The 24,293-nt window shown below is 51.4% G+C and carries 27 protein-coding genes and 3 pseudogenes; 17 read left to right on the forward strand and 13 right to left on the reverse strand.

The genetic code is table 11. The annotated features are described in order from the left end of the window. Positions 1–116 precede the first annotated feature (116 nt). From rbsK to CJ187_RS06315, 11 genes are all read right to left on the reverse strand, one after another. Positions 117–1,028 (reverse strand): ribokinase, encoded by a 912-nt coding sequence (gene rbsK / locus CJ187_RS06265; protein WP_102216768.1) that lies wholly within the window; start codon positions 1,026–1,028, stop codon positions 117–119. Positions 1,029–1,030: 2 nt separating this feature from the next. Next, a complete protein-coding gene (locus CJ187_RS06270; RefSeq protein ID WP_102216769.1) occupies positions 1,031–2,053 on the reverse strand; it encodes an aldose 1-epimerase family protein in 1,023 nt (340 codons plus the stop codon). Positions 2,054–2,066: 13 nt separating this feature from the next. Further along, positions 2,067–3,416 (reverse strand): L-fucose:H+ symporter permease, encoded by a 1,350-nt coding sequence (fucP, locus tag CJ187_RS06275; protein WP_102216770.1) that lies wholly within the window; start codon positions 3,414–3,416, stop codon positions 2,067–2,069. A gap of 2 nt (positions 3,417–3,418) precedes the next feature. Beyond that, entirely contained in the window at positions 3,419–4,075 is a 657-nt protein-coding gene (gene deoC / locus CJ187_RS06280; protein ID WP_102216771.1) for a deoxyribose-phosphate aldolase, read from the reverse strand. Between the two features lie 199 nt (positions 4,076–4,274). Continuing rightward, positions 4,275–5,174: a sugar-binding transcriptional regulator gene (locus CJ187_RS06285; RefSeq protein WP_102216772.1), complete on the reverse strand. Its 900-nt coding sequence runs from the start codon at positions 5,172–5,174 to the stop codon at positions 4,275–4,277. 78 nt (positions 5,175–5,252) lie between these two features. After that, complete coding sequence (locus tag CJ187_RS06290; RefSeq protein ID WP_102216773.1) at positions 5,253–5,945, reverse strand: CE1759 family FMN reductase; 693 nt, start codon at positions 5,943–5,945, stop codon at positions 5,253–5,255. 42 nt (positions 5,946–5,987) lie between these two features. Next, positions 5,988–7,235, reverse strand: coding sequence for an LLM class flavin-dependent oxidoreductase (locus tag CJ187_RS06295; protein ID WP_102216774.1), 1,248 nt, complete (start codon positions 7,233–7,235; stop codon positions 5,988–5,990). 455 nt (positions 7,236–7,690) lie between these two features. Next, positions 7,691–8,368, reverse strand: coding sequence for a hypothetical protein (locus CJ187_RS06300; RefSeq protein ID WP_102216775.1), 678 nt, complete (start codon positions 8,366–8,368; stop codon positions 7,691–7,693). A 294-nt stretch (positions 8,369–8,662) separates the two neighbouring features. Beyond that, complete coding sequence (locus CJ187_RS06305; protein WP_284667227.1) at positions 8,663–9,421, reverse strand: PTS transporter subunit IIC; 759 nt, start codon at positions 9,419–9,421, stop codon at positions 8,663–8,665. Then, positions 9,361–9,729, reverse strand: coding sequence for a PTS sugar transporter subunit IIC (locus CJ187_RS06310; protein ID WP_284667229.1), 369 nt, complete (start codon positions 9,727–9,729; stop codon positions 9,361–9,363). Before CJ187_RS06310 ends, CJ187_RS06305 begins: the two co-directional genes overlap by 61 nt. Before the next feature lie 149 nt (positions 9,730–9,878). Further along, positions 9,879–10,019 (reverse strand): hypothetical protein, encoded by a 141-nt coding sequence (locus tag CJ187_RS06315; RefSeq protein ID WP_158237746.1) that lies wholly within the window; start codon positions 10,017–10,019, stop codon positions 9,879–9,881. Between the two features lie 161 nt (positions 10,020–10,180). Here CJ187_RS06315 and CJ187_RS06320 point away from each other — a divergent pair, with 161 nt between their 5' ends. Further along, positions 10,181–11,227: a siderophore-interacting protein gene (locus CJ187_RS06320; protein WP_199171099.1), complete on the forward strand. Its 1,047-nt coding sequence runs from the start codon at positions 10,181–10,183 to the stop codon at positions 11,225–11,227. Between the two features lie 589 nt (positions 11,228–11,816). Here CJ187_RS06320 and CJ187_RS06325 read toward each other — a convergent pair. Next, a complete protein-coding gene (locus CJ187_RS06325) occupies positions 11,817–12,065 on the reverse strand; it encodes an integrase core domain-containing protein (RefSeq protein ID WP_350223586.1) in 249 nt (82 codons plus the stop codon). 71 nt (positions 12,066–12,136) lie between these two features. Here CJ187_RS06325 and CJ187_RS06330 point away from each other — a divergent pair, with 71 nt between their 5' ends. The 16 genes and pseudogenes from CJ187_RS06330 to CJ187_RS06405 all read left to right on the forward strand — a co-directional run bounded on the left by CJ187_RS06330 (position 12,137) and on the right by CJ187_RS06405 (position 22,998). Then, a complete protein-coding gene (locus tag CJ187_RS06330; protein WP_199171100.1) occupies positions 12,137–12,409 on the forward strand; it encodes a hypothetical protein in 273 nt (90 codons plus the stop codon). A gap of 344 nt (positions 12,410–12,753) precedes the next feature. Next, positions 12,754–13,626: a hypothetical protein gene (locus tag CJ187_RS06335; protein ID WP_146003102.1), complete on the forward strand. Its 873-nt coding sequence runs from the start codon at positions 12,754–12,756 to the stop codon at positions 13,624–13,626. Positions 13,627–13,636: 10 nt separating this feature from the next. Then, positions 13,637–13,999 carry a hypothetical protein gene (locus CJ187_RS06340; RefSeq protein ID WP_146003103.1) on the forward strand — a complete coding sequence of 121 codons (363 nt, stop codon included), beginning with the start codon at positions 13,637–13,639 and terminating at the stop codon, positions 13,997–13,999. Positions 14,000–14,100: 101 nt separating this feature from the next. Beyond that, positions 14,101–14,371: pseudogene (locus CJ187_RS06345) on the forward strand (terminase TerL endonuclease subunit); the annotation flags it as partial. Between the two features lie 510 nt (positions 14,372–14,881). Further along, positions 14,882–15,280, forward strand: a complete 399-nt coding sequence (locus CJ187_RS06350) for a hypothetical protein (RefSeq protein WP_199171101.1) — start codon at positions 14,882–14,884, stop codon at positions 15,278–15,280. Further along, positions 15,273–15,479 carry a hypothetical protein gene (locus CJ187_RS06355; RefSeq protein ID WP_233187374.1) on the forward strand — a complete coding sequence of 69 codons (207 nt, stop codon included), beginning with the start codon at positions 15,273–15,275 and terminating at the stop codon, positions 15,477–15,479. The genes CJ187_RS06350 and CJ187_RS06355 overlap by 8 nt, the downstream gene beginning before the upstream one ends. A gap of 276 nt (positions 15,480–15,755) precedes the next feature. Continuing rightward, on the forward strand, positions 15,756–16,010 hold the full coding sequence (locus CJ187_RS06360) for a transposase (RefSeq protein ID WP_102216781.1): 255 nt from the start codon (positions 15,756–15,758) through the stop codon (positions 16,008–16,010). A 207-nt stretch (positions 16,011–16,217) separates the two neighbouring features. Then, positions 16,218–16,331 (forward strand): annotated as a pseudogene (locus tag CJ187_RS06365) (IS3 family transposase); the annotation flags it as partial. Beyond that, complete coding sequence (locus CJ187_RS06370; RefSeq protein ID WP_269843594.1) at positions 16,314–16,742, forward strand: integrase core domain-containing protein; 429 nt, start codon at positions 16,314–16,316, stop codon at positions 16,740–16,742. The pseudogene CJ187_RS06365 and the gene CJ187_RS06370, both read left to right, overlap by 18 nt. Before the next feature lie 166 nt (positions 16,743–16,908). Then, positions 16,909–17,478 carry a hypothetical protein gene (locus CJ187_RS06375; protein WP_102216783.1) on the forward strand — a complete coding sequence of 190 codons (570 nt, stop codon included), beginning with the start codon at positions 16,909–16,911 and terminating at the stop codon, positions 17,476–17,478. Positions 17,479–17,914: 436 nt separating this feature from the next. Next, positions 17,915–18,373: pseudogene (locus CJ187_RS06380) on the forward strand (terminase TerL endonuclease subunit); the annotation flags it as partial. Positions 18,374–18,573: 200 nt separating this feature from the next. Then, complete coding sequence (locus tag CJ187_RS06385; protein ID WP_102216784.1) at positions 18,574–19,086, forward strand: hypothetical protein; 513 nt, start codon at positions 18,574–18,576, stop codon at positions 19,084–19,086. Positions 19,087–19,094: 8 nt separating this feature from the next. Continuing rightward, positions 19,095–19,439 carry a hypothetical protein gene (locus CJ187_RS06390; RefSeq protein ID WP_102216785.1) on the forward strand — a complete coding sequence of 115 codons (345 nt, stop codon included), beginning with the start codon at positions 19,095–19,097 and terminating at the stop codon, positions 19,437–19,439. A gap of 141 nt (positions 19,440–19,580) precedes the next feature. Next, entirely contained in the window at positions 19,581–20,846 is a 1,266-nt protein-coding gene (locus tag CJ187_RS06395; protein ID WP_284667236.1) for a phage portal protein, read from the forward strand. Further along, complete coding sequence (locus tag CJ187_RS06400; protein ID WP_102216786.1) at positions 20,843–21,754, forward strand: head maturation protease, ClpP-related; 912 nt, start codon at positions 20,843–20,845, stop codon at positions 21,752–21,754. The genes CJ187_RS06395 and CJ187_RS06400 overlap by 4 nt, the downstream gene beginning before the upstream one ends. Positions 21,755–21,768: 14 nt before the next feature. Continuing rightward, positions 21,769–22,998 (forward strand): phage major capsid protein, encoded by a 1,230-nt coding sequence (locus CJ187_RS06405; RefSeq protein WP_102216787.1) that lies wholly within the window; start codon positions 21,769–21,771, stop codon positions 22,996–22,998. A gap of 350 nt (positions 22,999–23,348) precedes the next feature. Here the strand turns inward: CJ187_RS06405 and CJ187_RS06410 are convergent, their stop codons facing one another. Further along, positions 23,349–24,020 (reverse strand): hypothetical protein, encoded by a 672-nt coding sequence (locus CJ187_RS06410; RefSeq protein ID WP_284667239.1) that lies wholly within the window; start codon positions 24,018–24,020, stop codon positions 23,349–23,351. Between the last annotated feature and the right edge of the window lie 273 nt (positions 24,021–24,293).

Genomic DNA, 24,293 nt, shown 5'->3' on the forward strand with positions numbered 1-24,293 from the left:
CTACACCAGGCAGGTGGGGTGCGGGACGCTACACCGGGCAGGTGGGGCGCTGGATATTACGCCAGGCACGTAGGTTTCATGCCGAGCACGCAGGTCTCAGGCCGTGCACACAAGCGTTACGCCTGGTAAATCCCCGCGAATTCCTTTGCTGTAGCGTAGGAAGTTTGCGTCCCGTACTTCGTTACCGAATCCGCTGCGTATTGGTTCGCGGCTTTCAACGCGACCTCCACATCATCAGTTTGCATGAGGTAGTGGCTTAAACACCCGATAAACGCATCCCCCGCACCAGTGGTGTCAACCGCATCCACCTTGGTGCTTTCAATGAGGGTATTCGTGTGATTGTTCATCCACAAGCACCCGCGGTCCCCCAGTGTCACAATCACGTTCTTCACCCCCGCTTCTAACAATGCGCTTGCCGCATTACGGATATCGTCAATCGTCTCCACTGGCATACCCGTCAGAAGCGACAGCTCAGACTCGTTGGGCATAAAGTAGTCCACGTCTTTAACCTTCTCTAAAACAAGGTCGGGCTGAGCAGGAGCAGGGTTCAGCAACACGGGAATACCATGTTCCTTACCGAACTGAATAGCTGCGTAAACCGTTTCCAAAGGGATCTCAAGCTGCAGAACAATAAGCTTACAGGCCTTCACTTCCTCAGACGCATCTTCAATATCTTTCGGCGTGAGCTTATCGTTCGCACCCTTGACGATAATTATGGAGTTCTTAGAATCCGGATCCACAAAAATCGGTGCAACCCCTGAAGTGGCATCAGTGCGCAGAACGTGGGTCGTGTCAATCCCATTTTCCTCAAAATTGCGGATCGTATTATCGGCAAACAAGTCGTTCCCCACCCGGGTGAGCATCAGCACGCGCGAACCTAAACGTGAAGCCGCAACCGCCTGGTTCGCACCCTTACCACCGCAACCCATCTTAAAATCAGGGGCCTCAATCGTCTCCCCCTCACTTGGCATACGGCGAATATATGAAATCAAATCCACCATATTAGAACCAATAACAGCTATATCCACAATTAGCCCTCCACTCCAGTTGTCACCACAAACGTGCGGGTTGCACCCGGCTCAACTCTAACTACCGTCCCAGCCTTTTCCGCTGCCAAAAAACCTTCCGGCCGCGACGTACCAGGCAGCACAAAGGCTGCTACCTGCTGATCAGGATTGTACAGAATCCACCTAGTTGCAACCTGAAAATCTGAGCTCTTGAACTGGGTAGCGAAAACTGTCCCATCTGGACTTGTCATTGTGAACTTCATGTCCTCGCCGTATTGAGGTAAGTCATCAGCAAAATACACAATCTCAGGATCAAACCCTTTAGCTGCAGACAGGTCATCCGCGTCCACTTTGCCCGAAATAATATCCTCATTCAGCTGCGTCCATTCCTCAGTCGGGGTGACGTGCGCAGGAATAGAACGCCTCAACTTGAAAGCACTCTTACCAATCGACTGATCCAACTTCCCATTTTCCACAAACGCGTAGTTCATGTGACACATGTACTGCATTGACAGCGGCATGTATTCAGACAAGTTGGTTACAGACAAACCAATATCAAACAGACCCGAACCCGCACGCAAAGTAACGGATGGCTGTGCCCGGTAATGATCGCCAAATCCTTTGACATACTCGTACGAAGACACCACGCGAACAGCATCAGCATCATCAGAAACCTTAAGCCAGCACTGGTCCATTGGTGCACAGGGAAACTCACCGTGCATCTGATGCGTGTCCTCAGGGGAAGGGCAACCCGCGCTCAAGATACCGGAATGGAACGCGAAGCAACCGTACGTATCTGTTATTTCTTTAGCTGGTTGCGGAACCTCAAACATATTCTTCATACGCAAACTGTGACCGTCGAAGTTTGCGTCCCAAATAATCTGCCCCATAAACGGAAGGACTTCCACGTACCCACGTTCGTTACTTAATGTGAGCGACTCAATTCCGGTGCGGTAGCGTTTTCCCTCCACCCTAAACCTGTCGTTTTCCAAAAGAACCTGGGGTTCATTCGAAAATACTTCTTTGTAAATTGGGATTTGTAACACTTTTACTGCTCTCCTAGAAACGGTTCTTTTCTTCTTTGAAATGCTTAACGAAATACACGAAAATCACTGCGAAACAAACCAGTGACACTGCGAATGAGGTCTGCATCGAACCCGTTGCATCCGAAACATACCCCTGCACCAGCGGCACCACAGCACCCCCGATGATAGACATCACGATAACGGCTCCACCGGTTTCGGTGTGACGCTTGTCCTTGATCGAATCTAGGGTTCTTGCATAGATGGTTGCCCAGCACGGGCCAAACAGACCGGATGTTAAAATCGCAGCGTAAACGGCGCTCATATTCGGAGCGAACACCACCCACAGCAGTGCCAGCATGCCGAAAATCGAGTATCCAATCAACACCAAGTTCTCATTGAACTTCGTCATGAGAATATTCGCGATCACTTTCCCTAAGAAGAACGCGATGAATGCGCCGATCATGAAGTTCGAGGCACTCCGCTCATTGAGGCTTGTATCTAAGTTCAGCGCAAGCCGGATTGTGAACGACCAAACCGCAGTTTGCATACCGACGTATAGGAACTGGGTGAAGATGCCGAACAAGAAGTCCTTGTTGCGGGTTAAATACTTCAAGGTCTCACCAATCGTCGCACCCACCTCTTTCTTTCCCATAAGAGGCTTGCAATGTGGCATTTGAGTGATCGCCAGAATAATCAGGAGTATTGCGAGGACAATTATTATGAACCGGTATGGCCCGAGTGTACGTTGCAGCATCTGTTCTGCAAACTGCTGTTTTTCAATGCCCGTTAGATTCTCTAACTGAACATGGAGCGCATCCCCCTCGGTGAAAATCAAATACTTCCCAAGCAGGATTCCGAAAATGGACCCCAACGGGTAAAAAGTTTGGGAAATATTTAGCCGCAGAGTTGCAGATTTGCGTGGCCCAATCATTGAAGAGTACGTATTGCACGACGTCTCTAAGAATGACAATCCCGTGGCGATAGCAAACAGTGCAGCTAGGAACACAGAATAGGTAGCCATTTTGGAAGCCGGGAAGAACATCGTGCAACCAATGATGTAGCAGCTCAGCCCAATAAGAATACCCGTCTTATAACTCCACTTGCGGATCACGCGCGATGCAGGGATGGCAAGTACAAAATAACCACCGTAGAACGCGGATTGTACAAATGCCGAAGCGAAGTCTGTTAGTTCGAGAATGGACTTGAACTGCGTGATAAGAATGTCGTTCAAGCTTGCTGCTATACCCCACATCGGGAAGCAAATGGAAACCAACAGGTACTGAATCATAGGGGTTTTACTAAGGTACCCATCTGGCATCTGCTGGGAACTGTCTTTAATTAAACCAAACGAAGTGTTTTTCACAGGGACTTCTTTTGTTGCCATGGTCAGTTAGCCCCCCGTTCCAATAGTTTTTTACCCGCGGATGCTCCTATCCGATTTGCACCTGCTTTTAGCATGGCTTCCATTTCTTCGTTTGAGTGGATTCCACCTGAGGCTTTAACCCCAAAGTCTGGCCCCACTGCTTCTCGCATCAATGCCACGTCAGCAGTGGTGGCTCCCCCGGTTGAGAATCCGGTTGAGGTTTTCACAAAGTCCGCGCCTGCAGCAACCACAGTCTTGCATGCCAACTTGATTTCCTCATCCGTCAACAGGCAAGTCTCAAGTATTACTTTTACCGTTATAGCGTCAAACTGACGTGCTACTTGAACCACAGCCTCGATATCACTTTGGACTGCGCCCCAATCACCATCCTTTGCAGCGCCAATGTTCATCACCATATCTAGTTCATTCGCACCCGATTCAAGTGCCTGCTTCGCTTCAAACGCCTTCACCTGCGGGGTAGTTGCTCCGAGCGGGAAACCAACCACTGTGCACACCTTTACTGCAGTATCATGCAGATTATTAACGCATTCTTTAACCCAGCTGGGGTTCACGCACACGGCACCAAACGAATACTCAACTGCTTCTTTGCAAAGAGCTTGAATTTGCTGCCGAGTGGAATCCGGCTTAAGCAAAGTATGATCTATGGGAAATATCGCCATTGTTTTCTCCTTCCGCATTCATGTTAATGAGGTGGAAGGACGTCGGTTACTGAATACGAACCGCCAGAACGATTGTGCCAGATAAGAACAAACGTGCCTTTAGTTACCAGAAGTTAGAGTTGTTCTCTCTTATTAAACAGACTGTTTTTCAACTTTTTTACTATGGCCGAAGCTGTACTGTAATCCGTCACCAAGCGGTTTACGTATCCATTTCAAGTGCTGCAAACACTGCCTCCACTTTGCGTGTTCCACCAGCGATTAGCATTTTCTGCTCTTTACGACGCAAAGATGGAAGCGAGATCCCCACAGTCCGATTATTAAGGTCGGGAACACAGACGCGACCATGGCTATCTATAAACCTAGAACAAATATCGCCCACAGCCCGTTGATTTATTACTTCCCTTTCCCTGGGCAGTATTGGCGTCTTTAGAATCAACTCTCTATTGCTCACCGGGTCCCCCACCGTATACACCGCGATCCGACACGAATCGCCCATGGCAAGGACCTCACGCAAATAACTCTGGTTTAAAAGCTGGTTCTTCTCTTGCACGCTTGAGACAAATAGTGGTGAACCTAGCTGGAAGTAGTGGCCACCGAAAGCGCTGGCTAAATGCGCTAAAGCACTTGGGTAATAGTTCACAGTATCTTGCGGAGAGGTCAGACCGCGGCTTAGTTCAACTACACTCACGTTGCTGCGAGTTTGCGAACCCAGATTACTAGCTAAAGCTGCTACGGTACGCGAATAAACCATACCGATCGTGTCACCATCGCGCACCAGCGAAGATAGCGTCTGTGCACCAGCCACACCAAGTGCTTTGCGGATCCCATCAGTTGTTGTATCCGCTGGTGAAATAAGTACGACTTCGTGCAGACCGTAGCGATGTTGAAGTGTTTCTATCAGTATTTTATCGTCTTCCCGAGGGTCCTTAACCACGGTCTGAATAAATCCCCGCCTGCGCGCATGTGCTAGAAGTTTCGACACAGTTGTGCGTCCCAAGTGGAGCCGCTTCGCAACTTCCGCTTGAGATAAGCCAGAATAGTAGAACTTAGCAGCATCAAGTGACAATTCATCACGCTCAGAAAGCCGGTACTGCTCCATGAAATCGTAGTATACGACAAACTTCGCGGGAAGAAGAGAAAACGACTTCGCGCTAGACGGGGTAAATGAGTGCTCCCGCTAATCTCGTTCTTGTTTGAACAACTCACCCATGGGTTTGAAATCGGGGAATAGTTCTTGCGCTCTAGCGTTCGCATTAGTTGCCGCCCCCTCAAACGAATCTGATTGCGAAGGTGAGGTGGGGGCAGCATTCTGCAACGCACCCGGGTTCTGAGCCCGAATCAAAGCTGCGAGGTCACGGCCAGCTCGGCTGATCCGCCGCCGCAACGTGGTCCCAGCCGAACCATCCGAATCCGCCGCGTGAGCACCAAAATCTTCTGTCGACGCATACACCGCAGTTGCCGCCACACTGGCATGCATATAAGTGAACAGTGGACGCAGCCCATACTCAGTGATCAGTGAATGCCGCGGCGAACCACCCGTCGCGCCCAACAACACCGGTTTTCCACGCAGTGAATCCTTCTCAAGCACGTCGAGAAACAACTTGAATAAACCCGAATAACCCGCGTTATAAACCGGTGTAACCGCAACTAAACCATCCGCAGCCACCACCGCATCAACAGCTTCCTGCAGCTGTGGTGAAGGAAAACCCGTCAACAAATTATCCACCAGCGCATGCGCCAGAGAGCGCAAAGAAATCTCTTTAACCTCGGTTTCCACACCAGCTTCCACCACCGCTGCCGCAAGATCCGAACCCAACCGATGCGTAGACGAACTAGGCGACAAAGAAGCCGAAACCACAACAATACTCACAGAAACACCTTCACTTTCCTAAGCTGGCACCCATGGCCCCAACTACTTCTCCGCCTGTCGTAACAAAGAATCCGCATTAGCAACAGATGCCTCATCAGAATCCTGCTGCGCGTAAAAAGACCCACCCGTAACATCATCAACCTGCCGGCGCGTACTCGTTTGCGAATCCGAACTCTTTACCCCAGACTCCCCACCAGAACTATTCTGTCCAGCAGTCTCACGCTCACGAACGGCAATTAGCGACTCGTGCGTAGGTGCCTGCGGAACCCCAGCCTCACGCCGGGAATCAAACTCAGCCCGCAACGTAGGTAAAATCTCCCCTAAATAATCCAACTGTTGCAACACTGTTTTCAGCGGCAACCCCGCGTGGTCAAGTAAGAACAGCTGACGCTGATAATCCCCCACGTGCTCGCGGAACGAAAGTGTGCGGTCAATAACCTTCTGCGGTGAACCAACCGTAAGGGGCGTCTGCTCAGTGAACTCCTCCATCGACGGTCCATTACCGTACACCGGAGCGTTATCAAAATACGGGCGGAACTCCCGCTTCGCATCCTGCGAATTGCGAGCAATATAAAACTGTCCACCAAGCCCCACAATCGCCTCCTCAGGCTTTCCATGCCCATAATGCGCAAAACGCTGGCGGTACAGTGCAATCATGCGTTTAGTGTGGCTCATCGGCCAGAAAATATTATTGTGAAAAAACCCGTCCCCATAGTACGCAGCCTGCTCCGCTATCTCAGGCGAACGAATCGAACCATGCCACACAAACGGCGGCACACCATCCAACGGGCGGGGCGTAGACGTGAAGCCACGCAGCGGAGTGCGGAACTTACCCTCCCAATCCACGTTCTCCTCTCGCCACAATCGGCGCAACAATGCATAGTTCTCAATCGCAAGCGGAATCCCCTGGCGAATATCCTTACCGAACCATGGGTACACCGGCCCCGTGTTCCCACGTCCCATCATGAGGTCCACTCGTCCACCCGCTAAATGCTGCAGCATCGCGTATTCCTCCGCGATCTTCACCGGGTCGTTCGTAGTGATCAACGTGGTAGAGGTAGACAGTATAATCCGTTCAGTTTGCGCCGCTATATATCCCAGCAACGTGGTTGGTGAGGACGAGAGAAAAGGCGGATTATGATGCTCCCCAATCGCGAACACGTCCAAACCAATATCTTCCGCGTGCTTCGCGATGGTTATCTCAGCGTTAATGCGCTCATGCTCCGTGGGGGTACGCCCCGTAGTCGGGTCCGTTGTAATATCCGAGACCGAGAAAACTCCAAATTGCATGCCCTACCTCCAAATCACGTGGGCAACTACCAATCAGACTACGTAAGGTAGCCCTCAATTGCCTTCGGGAGCGACTTATTTCACGGTCAGCCTAACGGGAATAAAACAGCGGAATCAGATATCTAAAACACTATTGTGCATGTCGCCCCGATTACTTACTAGACTCGCTACACACTAAGGTTATTCTGGAAGCATGAAGTTTGGAATGCGTAAACCATCTTTTAAACGATCTTTCAAAGCACGCACCTCGGGGCGGCTCAAACGATCACTGAAACGCGCCGTAATACCAGGATACGGCCGTAAAGGCATGGGTTTCATTAAGAACCCAAAGCGCTCATTGCGCAATGCCGTTTACCGCCGTACCACGTTCAGCATATGGAGTTTATTTAAGTGATTGCGCGCGCCGCAGCTGCTGCAGGCTCAGCACACACGTAGCCTAATCTATGATTGTTTTATTAAGAACGCGCTTTCGCCGCCGTCTTTTTCGGGCGCATAAATCCCCACACTGCGAGCACCACGCCCACGATCGTCAGGGCAATCCCCGCGTAGAGCGCTATCTGACCCAATAGCGACCACCCGTACACGTTCAGCAAAGTTCCGCGCAGCACGTTCCCTTGAAAGAACGTGTCGTTCTTCAAGTCGTTTAGTGACTTCAAATCACGTGCCGACTCGTATTTGGTGAGGGGATTGGTTGCCTCCGCTTCCATAAGCTGCTGTACGCGCTGCTCATCCGCACCCGGGTTTGCAGCCTCAATATCTTTCTGCAGGGCAGCTTCTTTTTCTTTAATAGTTCCCGTAACCGTAGCGAACGTCGCGCCAGGCACGCCAGCCCGCTTCGCCGCGCCCTGCATGTGCTGGGCAATAAAGTTATCCGCATACGCTTTCGCCTGGTCACCGGTGGTCATTTTCTGACCGGCCCACTGCGAAAGCACCTTGCCGCTTTCAGAATCAATTGCACCGGAGTCCACTTGCGCCTGAATCGCTTGCTTATCTGGGAACTGAATGTCTTGCGCCTTCATTTGCCCCGCGATAAACGAACGCGCAAACAAGCCACCACACAGGGCGGCGAGCCCGATGACCAGCAAGATCACACCGAAGATCTTCCCGAAGTTCTTGTAGATTCTCTTGTCCATACCGTCCTCCTAAATAGAACGGTTAAACATTACCCTCTGGACTAAGGTCCCGGCTTTACGAATACTTGACTTAGTCTGCCCTAAAACCATGACACTATACGCATTAAAGCATTAAAGCATTAAATAGGGCCACGCAGGTTTCTAATGATCTCCACCACACCAGCTACATTTTTGAGGGTAGTACATGCAGGTCGCGGTGGTTCTAACCAATACGCAAGGTGGTGGCATTAGCTTGCTTAAGGCAGCTGCCGTTAGTACGCCCCCAACTGCCGCGCGCCCGCCGGCTAGCTGCTATTAGTCCGCTAGTCGCATATCCCCGGGTTTAATCCACCCGCGTTTACGCATGAATTCGCTGATCCCAAGAGAGAGAAGTGCAGGTGCCACGAAATGCATCAGCAGTATTAATAGTAGTAATCCCATCGTTGAATACTGCGGGCTCATCACGTTCCACGTCATTATTTGCCCCACTAGCCCTGAAGTTCCCATCCCAGAACCAGCTGCATTCGACTCCATGTGGAACACCATAGTCGCCACCGGCCCTAGGATGGCAGATGCAAGCGTGGGTGGGATCCAGATTAGCGGATGGCGCATGATATTGGGCACCTGCAGCATGGATGTGCCAATGCCTTGTGAGATTAAGCCAGAGATTTTGTTTTCACGGTACGAGGACACGGCGAAACCAACCATCTGGCAGCAACACCCGACTGTCGCCGCGCCCGCAGCGATCCCAGAAAGTCCTAACACAATCCCCAGTGCGGCGGAAGAAATCGGCAGAGTTAAGATAATCCCCATCAGTACCGACACGATTATGCCCATTAATAGGGGTTGACGTTCAGTACCCCAGTTCACCATCGCCCCCAGCGTGGTCATTACCCGTGAAATGCCCGGGCCAATAGCGAGTCCTACGAGCGCTCCCGAACAGAGCGTTACGAACGGGGTGACCAGAATATCGATCGGGGTTTTACCAGCAACTAGGCGTCCAACTTCAACAGCTACGAACGAGGCGATGAAGGCACCCAGCGGCTCCCCCGGGCCTTGCAGTTGCATCTGCATGCCGTCCACAACGCCTCCGGAAAGAATTTTGAGGCGTGCGCACCAATCATGCCTGCTAACGCTGTTCCCGCTACCACGTAGGTAGAGGCACCGAGCCGGTTCGCGACCCCCAGGCCGATCCCAGCGCCGGTTAAGAGGGAGGCGATTGAACCCACCATTATAAAGAAGTGTCCCACGGAGCCTGGGATCAGGCCCCCTACTTGGATCAGGATTGTGCCCAGGATGAGGGTGGCGAACAGGCCGTGGGCCATACCCGTCATCGCATCTATGAAGAATAGGGAAAGCCAGCTGCGAATTTGCGATTTCATCGAGTTCCTAAAGACTAGGTTTTAGTGTGTAGTGTAGGGAAGCTACATACAAATCGCTATTCCCCCGCCTGTTATTCTCACTATTCGTACTATTGCCAGAACTACTTGTGCTGCCAACCGAATACCAGCCGGATATTACGCAGCCAATTTTACCCAAGCCAGTTTTGCACGTATGCCATTACGCAAAGAAGTGCGCCCACGCATGCGCCGGATAGGGCGAAGGCTCGCGACCAGAGTTTCGGTCTTCGTTTCGGACCGTCGTCGTCAATACTGAATTCGGATTGTCCCATGCCTGAATCTTACCCGATTCCTATGGTTTAGAAATCCCATGGTGGTTTTTCAGTAGGAAGGATTCCGCTGCCCGGCCTCCTCTGTACAGCCAGGTTAGGTATTGCTAAACTCACTTAAAAATGATCGACCTGCAATCAGATGCGATTTTGAGGAAGTGACTATGACTTTTGAGCCAATGACCCTCAGCACACGAGCCGTTAGCGACCTTTCGCAGAACTTCCGCCGGATTTCTTTTACCTCTCCGCGGCTAGATCAGTTGGAACCGCACCAGCCGTTTGACCAACGGATTAAGCTGATTTTTCCGCCTTCCTCAGGACAACTACCGAAAATGAAAACTCAGGATTGGTATCAGGCGTGGCTGGGTCTTGACGAAACAGAGCGCGGTTGGATGCGCACGTACTCGATTCGTGAACTCACTAAGGACGCGGGACACTTGGTTCTCACGGTTGATTTTGTGCTGCACGGTAAGGCGGATGGCGAGGAAAGCGGGCCGGCATCCAGGTGGGCTCAAGATGCTCAGGTGGGTGACGAGGTAATTGGCGTGTTCCCCACGGCAGGCGCCCAGTCGGGTGGAATCGAGTTCGCACCCGCAGATGCTGAACAGATTTTACTGGTTGGTGACGAGACTGCAGCCCCTGCGATTGCCCGCATTTTGGAGGACCTTGCGGCTGGTAATGACACCCAGCGGACCATGCGGGGAGCGGCTTTAATTGAAGTTCCCACCGCTGCTGATGAATTGCATATTAATAGTCCTGAGGGGGTGCAGGTACACTGGCTACCCCGCAACGGCGGGGAATATGGGAGCTCACTTTTACCAGCGTTGGAGGAAATCGTTGCGCCTTCTGAGAGTGGAACTGTGGTTGCGCTTGATGAGATTGAGGAAACTGCGGAGGCGCCGCTGGTTTGGGAAACTCCTCTGTACTCCGCTTCGGGAGCGCAGCTAGACAGAGCCAGTTCAAATGAGAAAGCAACCAGCGCGGATCCTGGTGCGCAAGCGGGTGCTGAGACCTCGGGTACAACCCCTCAGGCAGAGGAAGAACCAGGCGTAAAAACTACGCGGGCAGCTGCGCGCACGTTCTACTGGATCGCGGGTGAATCTGGAGTGGTGAAGCAGGCGCGACGCTACCTAGTTAAGGAATGCGGTGTGAAACGTTCAGATGTGGCATTCATGGGCTACTGGCGGATTGGCGTAGCAATGCGAGGGTAGTTGGTTTACACACTTTTCCACCAGTTTCTCGTCCATTAATGGGGTAATCGGCAAATGCCCGGTACCCACCGCATGGGAACTCGTTTACGGAAACGGGTCAAGCGGTCAACGAACTGGCCGTCTTCGCGCTCACAGGTCGATACTGGCTTTTGTGGCTTCTGCGCTAGCAGTTGCCGCTGTTTCATGTGTATTTTGATCGGGAGAATGACGTATATGAACATGAAGCTAGTGTTTTCATTGGGATTTTTCGTTACGATTTTTGTCCTGCTTTGGCTAATTGTTTGTTTAGCTAAAGGTGAGGGTGCATTATCGGAACCTACTTTTTGGATTGCAACGATTGTGGGCTCAATATTGCTAACAGTAATCGCTTCGAGAGTGTTCTCTAGTGATAAAGACAGTCCTCGCGGACCGCAAAAATGATTTACACAATCATAATAATCTAAGAGCCTGAGGACATGTTCAACCTCTAACCCTGTCCGTCTTTACACGAGGGATATAAGATTTGGGGGTGCCGACAGAATCTTGGAATGGGCCTGGACGCCAGTTGTGAACATTATGCCTGTCACCACATGTTAGCGGTGGTGTTTTTTTATACCGCCTGACCTAGATCCTCTGCTTCTTGTCTGGAAAGCATGGGGTCGTATTCGATTGGGTATAGAGTCGCGTGGACACGTTTGTGGTTGTAGAAGACTTCAATCCAGGTGGCTACCCCGTCAATGACTTGATTGCGTGTGATAAATGCGTGCCGGTAGAAATACTCCGCTTTTAATGTGGTCCAGAAAGACTTAGCCATCGCGTTATCCCAACACACTCCAATCTTACCCATGGGCAGGGCGATCCCGACTTTCCTAGCGTAGTGATCGACCTCGTGGGACGTGAACTGGCAGCCCTATCAGCATGCAACACAACATGATCAAACCTTCTTCGGCATGTCCTAAGTTATCCCCATCTACTCAAACAGAAGAAAACCCGGACACCTTCACACACCACCGCAAACGCCGGCAACCCAGGTCGGACGACCCGCACGCCGGCGAACAGCGCCTTTCCGCAACGCTAGATCAGATTGACCTGTATAGAGAGCGGTACGGGCAAGCCCGCCAATACCTGGACTGGTTCCTGCCCGCCTGGCAAGTCCTAAGCGAGGACGACCGCTACGTGTTGGAGAACTTCTTTCCTCGGTAAAGGCTCTCAGGATGAGCGGGTGACGATGATTCGCGACCACTTCTACATCGAACGCGACTCCGGCTACCGGCGTAAGAACCGGGCGTTGGACAGGCTCGCAACCGCCCTCTACGGCTAAAGGTGCGGATTGCAATCGTTGCGTCGAAAGGTATCCGAAACATGCGATGGAAGACGCGCTTCGGAGCCTGTCATGATGTAAGTGGTTGAAAAATAGGAGAAACCCCAAGGCTCTACACCTATTAGCTCGTCGATCCCTTCATGTTCGAATAGTGCGCTACGTCACCAGCGTGTGCTAGCGTTAAGGACAGTCAGATATCTGAGCCCCCACCGTGAGGAGTGCCGCGATGAGAACTTCACTTACTAAAAGTCTTGGCATCGCGGTAGTTGCGGCTAGTAGCCTCGTATTTAGTCTACAGGGGTTTTCAGCAGCTCACGGTTTCCCACAAAATGACTCTTCCACCACCTCGACGTGTATAGCATCTTCAGGCTCTTCGCAGTCGCAATCGCCCGGAGAGTACGCTGAGATCCTCAATGTGAAACTTGAAAAGAATCGTGTTGTTACCGCATCGAACGATAAACCACTGTCTGTTCCCAAGAAGATTGCAGCAATTACCGGGGTAGCAGAGTATTCTCTTCCCTCAAACCTCGGATATTCATACGCGACGACAAATGACGGCGAATCACTTTTCATCTCAAACGCCGGGCATGAGCTTGTTGGTCTCATCGATTCCGTATCCGCAGTCGACATGGATGGTGCAACATGGGCTGCAACCATGAGCGTCTCCAATAATGTGGTTACTTTTTCTAGCCAGGAAAGCGGGATTCGTTATTTCCGAGTCGAGTATGTGGGTGCTACTGAAACAGATGAGAGTGAAAACGACTTCGGGTATCGAGCATCCCTTATCGGGGTTCCGCGAAACTATGTTTACAACCCTGCCCTGGGTTCTCTTCACGATTACTGCACTAAATCGCCTGATGAATTCCCTAATCCTTTTGGCAAGAACGCCGATTTTAGGGGTCCGTGTGCACTGCACGATATGTGCTACGAGAGTAAAGGTTGCGCCTCGCGGTCATGTGATGCGTCGTTGAAGAGTAATTTGAAGAACAATTGCCGCGCGACCTACTCCAGCGGACCGACTCTCGCATCATGTTTGGCGACCGCTGAAGTGTATTGGGGTGCCGTCCGCGTTGCCCATACGTTCAGTTCATGTGCATAGAGGGGGCATAATGAGGTACATTCCGCTCGTTACAACCATGACAGGGGTCCTTGGCGGTGTCCTGCTGTCGTGGTTCGCGTTGAATGTTGATGCTCCTTTGGCAGCAGCCGACTACCTGGTGTTTTCGCCGCTAGCGTTCTATCTTTTGCTCACTGTTGTTGGCATCTTGTGTGCTTTCAAAGTCTCGGGGGTGCGCGCCGGGAGTGTACTGTACTCGGTTTTTATGACGCTTAGTCTCACCGGGGTTGGATCGTTCTACATCTTTAACGAGCCCACAACGATTAACGTTTTTGGATTCTTAGCTGTTGTGATTGGACTTCTTGGAGCGTTAGCGCCCGCAGTAGTCGTATCCCGCCACGCTGGAGCAAACTAGCCTGCGGCTTTTTGCGATGCTGAGGCGTTGGCGTTCTGGAGACCTTGTGATCTGGTGTTTGTCGCCGTTGCGCCCACTCGGCAGACGCGTATTTCTGGCTGTTCAAAGACATGAGCCCGCCTTCAAAGGAGCTGATGAAGCTCGCGCTTGAAGGTCGGTTAGCCTATGGCGGACACCCAGTCCTAGCCTGGATGGTCGACAACGTCCACGTTTGCCGTGACCCGGCAGGCAACATCAAACCCGAAAAAAAATAGCACAGAGAAAATCGACGGCGTGGTCGCCACCATCATGGCTCTCGACCGAGCCGTCAGAGACGGAAATGCTGAGCCGAGCGGGAGTGTGTATGACGGGCGGGGGCTATTTCTCCTTTAAATATGTGGAAGGCGTTTGGGTTGCAGAGCATATTTAGCCATGATAATCTCATCATCACAAATTGATAACTAACCTCAATATGTTTTGATGTTATACCGCGTAGTAGGAACAGAAAGAGGTTTCTGTGAAGCATAGGGAAACCCTTAAGACGGGTTTTGTTGTGTGACCGACACACATTTTCTTTTCATGTCGGACGTGGAAAACTCCCCAAGAATCGCCAGGATTCTGGAACGAAACGTAAGGAGAAGTACTATGATAATTAAGAAAAGTATTATCCGAGGATGCACATCTCTAGTAACGGCTGGGGCTCTTGTCGTCAGTGCTGCAGGAATTGCTTCGGCAGCAGAGCCAGGAGCTCTAGAAAGGGTCGATCGATCTTCGACAATATCTGTACTTCTCTCTCAAGTAAGTCGATGGCTACAGGAATCTCGGATTCAACGAGCGAGAATGAGGGGCTGTTCCCTGCCCCTCCAATGTCGGAAGATCACCTGTTAGCCGCATTGGAAGCGATTGAAGAAATCCCTGATAGTGTGCTACATGCCGGGGGATGCCGAAACCCAAGAATGGCTTCAAAATAGATTAGGCGCTGTTATACCTACCCAAGAACAGCCGGTTACTACTTATGGCGTGGTGGGGTGTGTGAGTGCCATCGGTCTCGCGCTGGTAACAAATCTACCAGTCTTTAAAGTAACCAAGATCCGCACAGCACTCAAAGCTGCAGGTGGTGCGACAACATTCGTTAAAAACTTTAAACGAGTCTACGACGCACAGAGGGCGGCGAAAGCCTCTTTTAAAACAGCGGTTACAGCCGGAGTGAAGGACGCAGCTAAGGCAGCTGGTCCTGAGGCTCAGCAGTTCTTGATTGAGCTTTTTAATCTAGGAAATATCTATAGTGCCTGCTTTGAGTAAGGAATGGATTTTTATGGTAGGAATACGACTCGCGAGAACGTTATTCTTCTTTATCGGTATTGTCGGCCTTCTTCTAGTGATTCTTAGCTTTAGGATGAATACCTTAGGGCTTGGAGGAGTTCTTTGCACTGGTGCTCTTATCGGGCATATGGCAACTTGGAAGATCGAGAAAAACGCAGATGCTTCAGAAGAAGAATAGAGTTTGGCATCAATAGTGTAGAGAATATGAATTAGAGATCTACTCTGCTCTTAGCAGCGCTATTTTCTGAGGGGTGTCCTTTGAAATTCTAGAATTTCAAAGGACACCCCTTTGTTGTTATAAACGTTTGAAGGTAGGTCACCACGTGAGCTTTTTTGACTGGCTACGCGCCACCACACAAGTAAGGCAAACGATCACGCGCTCGGCTGGGCTTACCTTTTGTTTGTTGGGGCTTAGTTATGCGGGGTTTTCCTGCTGGGAAGGTGCTTGGTAAGAATGGGGAAGAGGCGTGAGTTTGCGGATGAGTATCGCCGTGATGTGGCTGGGTTGGTTATTGACGGGGGTCGTATGATCGTGTCGGTGGCTAGTGAGCTGTATGTGGGAGAGCAACTCTTGGGCCGGTGGGTCAGAGTAGGGAGAGAGCGCCGTGAGGGTGAAGTAAAAGGTGAAGCTGCACTTGAAGAGTTGAAAGCTCAGATTCATGAGCTTAGCCGTGAGAACCTGAGGTTGAGGATGGAGAACGAGTTTTAGGAAAAGCAAGCGCCTTTTTCGCCGCGACGCGCCATCCTATCAACGATTCGAATTGATGGATGCGCAGAAGGCAAACTATGCGATCTCGATGATGGCAAAGATTCTTTAGGTCTCACGCGGCGGCTATTATGCGTGTGTGAAAGCCGGTAAACAGCGAGGAGAACGACGGTTTCGCGTGTCGCTTTTGACCGCACAGTCGCCCAAGTATTCGAAGAAAACCGCCAAGTGTATGGGGCTCCTCGCATTCGTGGAGTTCTTTCCCGCAAGGGCATACGCGTGGATAAGAAGACGGTTGCCCGCTCAATGAAACGGCAACGGTTGGAAACTGTCTCAACTCATCAGTTCCACGCGGGTAAGAACAACATTGATGAATGCCCCCATGAGGACTGTTGTGAACATAAATGGGATAAAGGTTGTCTTAATCGGGTCCAGTTCACTTCCCACGAGCTCGATCACTACGCTAAGAAAGCTGGGATTACCTTGTCCATGGGTAAAACCGGTGTGTGTTGGGATAACGCGATAGCCGAGTCTTTCTGGGCCACATTAAAAGTTACATATTTCTACCGGCACGCATTTACCACGCGCAGCCAAGTCATTGACGAGGTAGCCACCTGGATTGAAGTCTTCTACAACCACAAACGCCTTCATTCTGCCCTGGGCACATCCCCCCTCGTCGTATACGAACTCATCCTCGCCAGACAACAGACAGAGAATCTAAGTCTCGCAGCATAAAAACAAAACACCACCACAAACGGTGACCACAACCACATTATCAACAACTAGCAGCCAAGCCCACCCGTAACCGGAGTACGATACTAATCGTACTAGCCAGAGCGCTGTTAGCGACGTTTAGAGCAGCACTCGAACGCCATGTTAAGTAGATTAGAAAGGTATCACGGTGTTCGCAAATAAGGTTACCGCAGTAGCCACAGTTACTGTTCTCTCGTTTCCCACTGCGGCGTTAGCTACCAGTACTTCGACGAGTGTTTTCTCCCCTCAAACCATGACAACTGTCGATGCAACAGTTCATGAGTTAACCACTTACAAGGCTGAGGGTGGATCTGATGGCTCTGTGTTGGTTTCGTTAACACATGGTAACTTCATTACGGAAGATAGCCAGGTGACGATCGTTAACAACGAGGGGAAGACGATTGAGGTCATGCCCCAAACTCTGGCTGATGGGGCGGGCAATAGGTTTAGCGTTAAATACTCTATTCTCGCTAACGGAACGTTGCACGTACAGCAGGCTCAACCTCGTTTCGGTGCCTATTCTGAGCGTTCCAGTTGGGGAGAATACGGGAAATGTGTGGGTAAGAATGCTGTTGGCGGTGTTGTAGGTGGAGCTGTTGCCGGATGCGTGGGCGGCTGGCTAGGAGTAATTCCTCAAGCCTGCGGTGCCGGTGCTGGCGCTGGAGCTATCACAGGTGGTATCGCCACCGGAGTCGGCTCTCTTTTCTGGTGCTGGTGATCCCGTGAAACACATCCTCATTCCACTTGCTTTGGGGCTACTCTGTGGTCTTGTGGTTTTCGGAGTAATTAATGTGTTAAACATTATCGTGCCAACAGCAGGAAACCTACAGGTATCTTTGGTTGCAGCAGTATTCGCGGGGGCTATTGAGGGCGCTCATGTCTACTCTCAAAGAAAAAAGTAGATAGACACAAGAAAAGTTCACACCTATTTTGATACAAGAAATGGGTTCTTTACTAGAATGGAGGACTCATTTCTTTTAATCCCAAATCATCTCAGACAAGACTGGGGGTCTTGAATCTCTAACGTCTTATCAGAGGTCAGCGGGCGGGGCCAACCTCGCACATGAAACCGTGAATCAAACAGGGTATTGACCTGCAGTGCACTCATTAAGCCTCCTCAGAAGAAACTATTAAATAATCATCCAACATCTGGGGTGCAGTACAATCAGTGGGTGAAGCAGTCGGTGCGGTGGATGCCCATGCACGTGTGGAACCAAAACTCAGCACCCGTTGATCTCTCCGACTTGGAAGGCCGGGTTTGCTACGGCGGACTCGACCTCGCCAGCACGATGGATATTACGGCGTTCGTGATTGTCTTCCCACCCCAGAATGGTGAGGGCGCGTATGTGATCGCGCCGTGGTCTTGGATACCTGAAGACAACCTGAAACTTCGGGTGAATCGTGACCACGTTCCCTACGACCTGTGGCAGTCTCGGGGGTTTCTTGAGACGACCGAGGGTAACGTTGTCCACTACGGGCATATTGAGGCCTTCATCGAAAAGCTGGGCACACGGTTTGATATTCGCCAGATCGCCTTCGACCGGTGGGGAGCCGTCCAAACGAGCCAGAACCTCGAGGGGCTCGGGTTCACGGTGGTGCCGTTCGAGCCGGGCGATAATGGCGGCGGTGTATATGACGAGATGGGGCTGCTGTTAATTTAAGTGAAGAAAAACCATTGACGAGAAAATGGGACTTATGGCACACTATTTTCAATCCTTGAAGACGAGGAGGTTTCCCCTGTAATAGTCAAGCGGCTATGGCGGAACAGAGGCCACCAACGCGACGCGGGAGGTAAGACACACAAGGAGAAAACATGAAAATACGCAACATTATCATTAGCGCTAGCCTGAGCTTGACTATTGCCCTATCAGGTACGGCGATAGCGTCAGCTGAACCCCTCTACTCTCCTGACACTCGTCAAATCCAAAGCGTGGTTTCGAATATCAATATCGCTCCATCTGCACAAATTGAGGTGCAGCACGCTCAGAATAGGGATTATGCTAAAGATTCTGGGCAAAATATTTTGAAGAAAACCTCTGATTCAAAGTACGAGGAGAAAAGTGTCGGTACATGGGCAATCAAGGCAGCCCTCAAACAAGTATCAAGAAATCGTAAATTTATTATCAATAATGCCAAAACTTGGTTGTCAAAATCGCAAGCTAAACGCGTAGAAAATGCTATGTATGAAATTGACCCGGTTATTAAAGACCTACTAAAATATGACCACCTAGTTTGGGGGACTGTGCAGGACAAGTTACCCCCAGTTGTTGGTCGCGATGTGGCTTACTGGATAGTACAAGCTATACAGATTGTTTTCCCAATTTAGGAGTCCTAGTGAGCGGTCTGATAAGGGATAATCTTTACGAAGAAATTGTAACTGAAATATCATGGATGAAGAATGCTCTTGTCGACATAGCAGACAAACTGCAAGTATCTACATACGCCGTGAGTCTTTTACGTAATCGCGTCGAACCGGAGGAGGCTGCTTCCTTGGAGCGCGTCATCTTTCTGAATGCCAAAACCATTGCTGAAATGCCTTTGGCGGAAGTGCGATCGAAGATTGTTAAGGATTTCCAATCCACTACCGGTAAGGAATGGTTTCTCTCCGATGAATTACTTTCAGAACTACTTGAGATGAAGCTACGCGAATTAGGCATTCGGAACCTGTCTGAGGGGTAAATTTAGTCTGCAAAGTCTTTCTTATTGTGGGCATCTGTTTTTTGGCAGGTGCCACTTTCATGTTTGCGCTTCTAGAAGATGAGGGTCATTGGTTTTCTTGATTGGGCGCGTGGCGAGAATACTCACCCCGTGGAGGATCATGTGATCAGCACCGGGTATAGCTTCTTTTTTGGCGGCACCACCTCGGGCCGTCCCGTCACCGAGCGTTCCGCGATGCAGATGACTGCCGTGTATTCGTGTGTGCGGATTTTGGTTGAGGCGATTGCTGGCCTTCCGTTGCACGTTTACCGGAAGTATGCGGATGGTGCGAAGGTGAAAGCCGTGGATCATCCGCTCTACAGGTTGTTGCATGATGAGCCGAACTCGGAGATGACGAGTTTTGTGTTTCGCGAAACGTTGATGACGCACTTGTTGCTCTGGGGTAATGCGTTTGCCCAAGTACTGCGTAACGGACGCGATGAGATTATTGGCCTCTATCCGCTCATGTCTAACCGTATGACCGTAGGGCGTGATGAGGCTGGGCGACTGTATTACGAGTATCAACGTACGTGGGACGAACCCACCGGGCGGTTCGAAACCGTGCGGCTTTCCCCGCACGAGGTGTTGCATATTCCAGGGCTGGGATTTGATGGGCTGGTTGGTTATAGCCCGATTGCGATGGCGAAGAACGCCATCGGCTTGGCGCAGGCTACCGAGGACTATGGCGCGTCGTTTTTTGCCAATGGTGCGGCTCCGGGTGGGGTGTTGGAGCATCCGGGCACGATCAAAGACCCCGCGCGCGTCAGGGAGTCCTGGCAGTCCACGTTCGGCGGCGCGAAGAACGGGAACAAGATCGCTGTGTTGGAGGAGGGCATGAAATACACGCCCATCTCCGTCAGCCCAGAACAAGCTCAATTCCTTGAAACGAGGAAGTTTCAGATCAACGAAATTGCTCGAATCTTCCGTATTCCACCGCACATGATCGGTGACCTCGAAAAATCTAGCTTCTCCAATATTGAGCAGCAGTCACTTGAGTTTGTGAAGTACACGTTGGACCCGTGGGTGATCAGGTGGGAACAAGCCATCACTAAAACCCTCCTCAGCTCGCGTGAGAAGCCGCAGATCTATGTGAAGTTCAACCTCGAAGGCTTACTGAGAGGTGATTACAAGTCACGGATGGATGGGTATGCGCTTGCCAGGCAGAACGGGTGGATGAGCACCAATGATATCCGCGAGCTGGAAAACCTCGACAAGATCCCTGCCGAGGCTGGCGGGGATTTATATTTGGTGAATGGGAACATGCTCCCGCTCAGTCTTGCAGGGGCTTACGCCACCACCCAAGCCAACGAATCAGCCCAACCCGAACTGGAGCCTGAACTGGCCCAGGAGCCTTCGAGTAACGAGCTTCTCCTAAGGAGGAGGATATGAGACGTTTTTGGAACTGGCTCACACCCGAGCCACACAACGATAACCCGGACGCAGGTAGTGTCCGGGTTTTGCGCATTAGCGGCACGATTGCTGAAGAATCTTGGTTCGATGACGACATCACACCCAGTATCTTCGCGTCAGAGTTGAATGCTGAGTCGGGGCCGGTGACAGTATGGCTCAATTCGCCTGGTGGTGATGTGGTGGCTGCGGCGCAGATCTACAACATGCTCATCGACTACCCAGGCACAGTGACCGTCAATATCGATGGCATTGCCGCATCGGCCGCGTCCGTGATCGCGATGGCTGCTACGAAGGTCGCTATGAGCCCCGTGTCGATGTTTATGATTCACAACCCTGCCACGATGGCGGTTGGTGATAAGGACGAACTCGCACGTGCTATGTCGATGCTTGATTCGGTCAAAGAATCGATCCTGAACGCCTACCAGGAGAAGACGGGCCTGTCGCGGGCGAAGCTGTCCAAGCTCATGGATCAAGAGACGTGGATGGATGCTCGCGCCGCGATCGACATGGGCTTTGCCGACGAACTCCTCACCAACCAACGCGACCCAATGTTTGTGATTGAGCCGGGCGAAGAACCTGACGGTGACGAACCCGATGAAGTTGAGTCGCCAGATGGTTCCGGTGAGGACGAGGTGGACTCCCCAGACGAACCCGACGAAGACGAGGAAGATGAAGATCCGAAGCACCAGGTGTTCCCGCCCAAGAAGAACGAGCGTCTTGGTGTGGTGTTTTCCCGCCGAGCAGCCGAACAAAAGCTCGTCGCGCACCTGACCGCCACATCACCGCCGAGACCGGTGCGACCACCACGCCCCTCCGTTACGCCCGCCGTGCCTGTTGGTCGGCGGGTTCTTGATTTGTATGCCGAATTAGCGAACCAACCCCACTGAAAGGACCACCACCCATGACAACCTCTATGACTGTTTCTGACCTTCGCACCAAGCGCGCAGATGTTTGGGAGAAGGCGAAGGCCTTCCTCGATGAGCGCCGCGACACTGCTACCGGCTGCTTGTCGGCTGAAGATGATGCGCATTATGCGAAGATGGAGGCCGAAATCGACCAGCTCACCAACGAGATCGCACGCTCTGAACGAGCCCTCCGCCGGGATGCCGACCTGGCTAAGGCAACCAACATGCCGCTGACCTCCATGCCCGGCATGGGCCCCGACAATGACGAGGTCAAGCCCACAACCCCACGCGCTACATCCTCCTATAAGCGAGCCTTCTGGGACGTGATGCGCCTGAACATCTCACCGATGGAAGTGCGGGGCGCCCTGTCCGAGGGCGTCGATACTGAAGGCGGCTACCTGGTGCCAGACGAGTTCGAACGCACGCTCATCCAGTCTTTGCAGGATCAGAACATCATGCGAGGCCTGGGTAAGGTCATTCAAACCACCAGCGGGGACCGCAAGATCCCAGTCGTCTCCACCCACGGAACTGCCGGGTGGCTCGATGAGGGCAAGCCGTACACCGAGTCGGATGAAGCCTTCACCCAGGTCACCTTGTCCGCGTTTAAGCTGGGTACCTTCGTCAAGATTTCAGAGGAACTGCTTAATGATGCGGCGTTTAATGTCGAGCAGTACCTCGCCTCTGAGTTTGCTCGCCGGATTGGAGCGGCTGAAGAAGAAGCCTTCGTAACCGGAGACGGCAAAGGTAAACCCGCCGGTATCTTCAACGCTTCTGGCGGCGGACAGTCTGCTGTGACCACGGGCAAGGCGACGAATATTACGGCTGATGAACTCATCGACCTGCACTACGCCCTTCGTGCCCCATATCGTAAAAACGCGGTGTGGCTGATGAACGACTCCACCGTGAAAACCATCCGCAAGCTCAAGGACGGTAACGGCCAATACCTTTGGCAGCCAGCCCTGACCGCAGGAACCCCAGACCTTGTCATTGGCCGCCCCGTTTACACTTCAGCCTTCGTTCCTGAGATTAAGGCCGGTGCGTCCACGGTCGTCTTTGGGGATCTGGGCTCTTACTGGATCGCCGACCGGCAAGGCCGCAGCTTTAAGCGGCTCAACGAACTGTTCGCCACCACCGGACAGGTCGGGTTCCTGGCCTCCCAGCGCCTTGACGGCAAGCTCGTCCTACCCGAAGCAGTCAAAATCCTCACCCAGAAGGCAGGGGCATAATACGTCAAACTTAGGTTTGTTTATCTTGTGTTGGTCTTCATAGGGGATAATAATTACTCGGCTTCTCTATGAAGACCAACACCTGATATTGTCTATTTAATAGAACGACTTACCACGAGCGTCGATACGGCACTTAGGGCAATAAATAGTGAGGCAGAGGCTCCTATATTATGCGATATCGGGCTGAAAAATGGGATGGCAAAAGCTAGTAGTCCAGATGAGAAAATGAAGGAACTATCTCGATCCTCACCTTCCTTATTCTTGAGGATAGTGCCAATCCGAGCGAATTGCGCTCCAGAAAAGACCGCCCCAGTAATGTTAGCAGTAAGGCTTAGCCAAAAATACATAGCTCACCTTCCTCTCACAAGAGAATAACAACTACCAATTCCTATCAGATCCCAGAAGTTATCAACCAAGAAAGGCCAGGCGGCAGCTATAAAGATTTTGTCTTTCGGCGTCAGCTTAGGAGACGGAAGTTTAGAAGCTACCCCTTTTGGAAGTTTCCCACGTAATGTAATTACCCCTTTGTTAACTGCAGCAACTGCAGCATTTTTAACGCCGCCTACCTTTTTTACTGCAGCTGCGATTTTAGGTGTCTTTGACAGCTTGTTAATAAATGAGATTAGTTTCGGTGCTCGCGCTAGTATAGCTGCTCCGCCAGTGACAAGAAGAGGTGCTACAGATACTGCGCACTTTCCTGCGGTAATTAGCCACCACGACCACGATGGGTCTAGCATGATGGGGAAGGTCGCCCCTTGGGTGCTCACATGCTGCCTCAGCGTATTACTGTCAACTAACTCAAAATTAGTCGCCAGTTCTTTTCCATTTGCATCTAACGCCCAGGGAGTATCAATTTCACCTTCTACCGCACCTTCCTTGGAAACTAAATTAAGACCACCGTCCGATCGTTTTTCAAGCCCATATCCTTCGGGTAACGAGTAGTTGAAATCCATAAAGGAAACAGCATCTTCTTTAATGACACCTACAATTTGCGCTGACTCATCTGCCGTTACCTGAGACACCGCGCTTATGTGTTCATTTATGCTCTTATCTTGAGTGCGAGCAACACCGTTTACTACTTCGGTGACTGTGTGATCCTTTACTCCTAGGGAAAACATTTCTCTTGTCTCAGGGTTGGGGATAGAGATACTTAGACGTCGAAAATGATAAAAGCCGCTTGAGCCCTTGAACCCCTTTTGAACAGGGGTTTTGCTGTTTCTGGGGCTGCTCGCTACTTCGCTGGAGGTTTGGCGATCCGACGGTCGTCGCTGTAACGCCCACTGGGGTGGCGTCCG

The organism is Gleimia hominis, assembly GCF_002871945.2.
GTDB lineage: Bacteria > Actinomycetota > Actinomycetes > Actinomycetales > Actinomycetaceae > Gleimia > Gleimia hominis_A.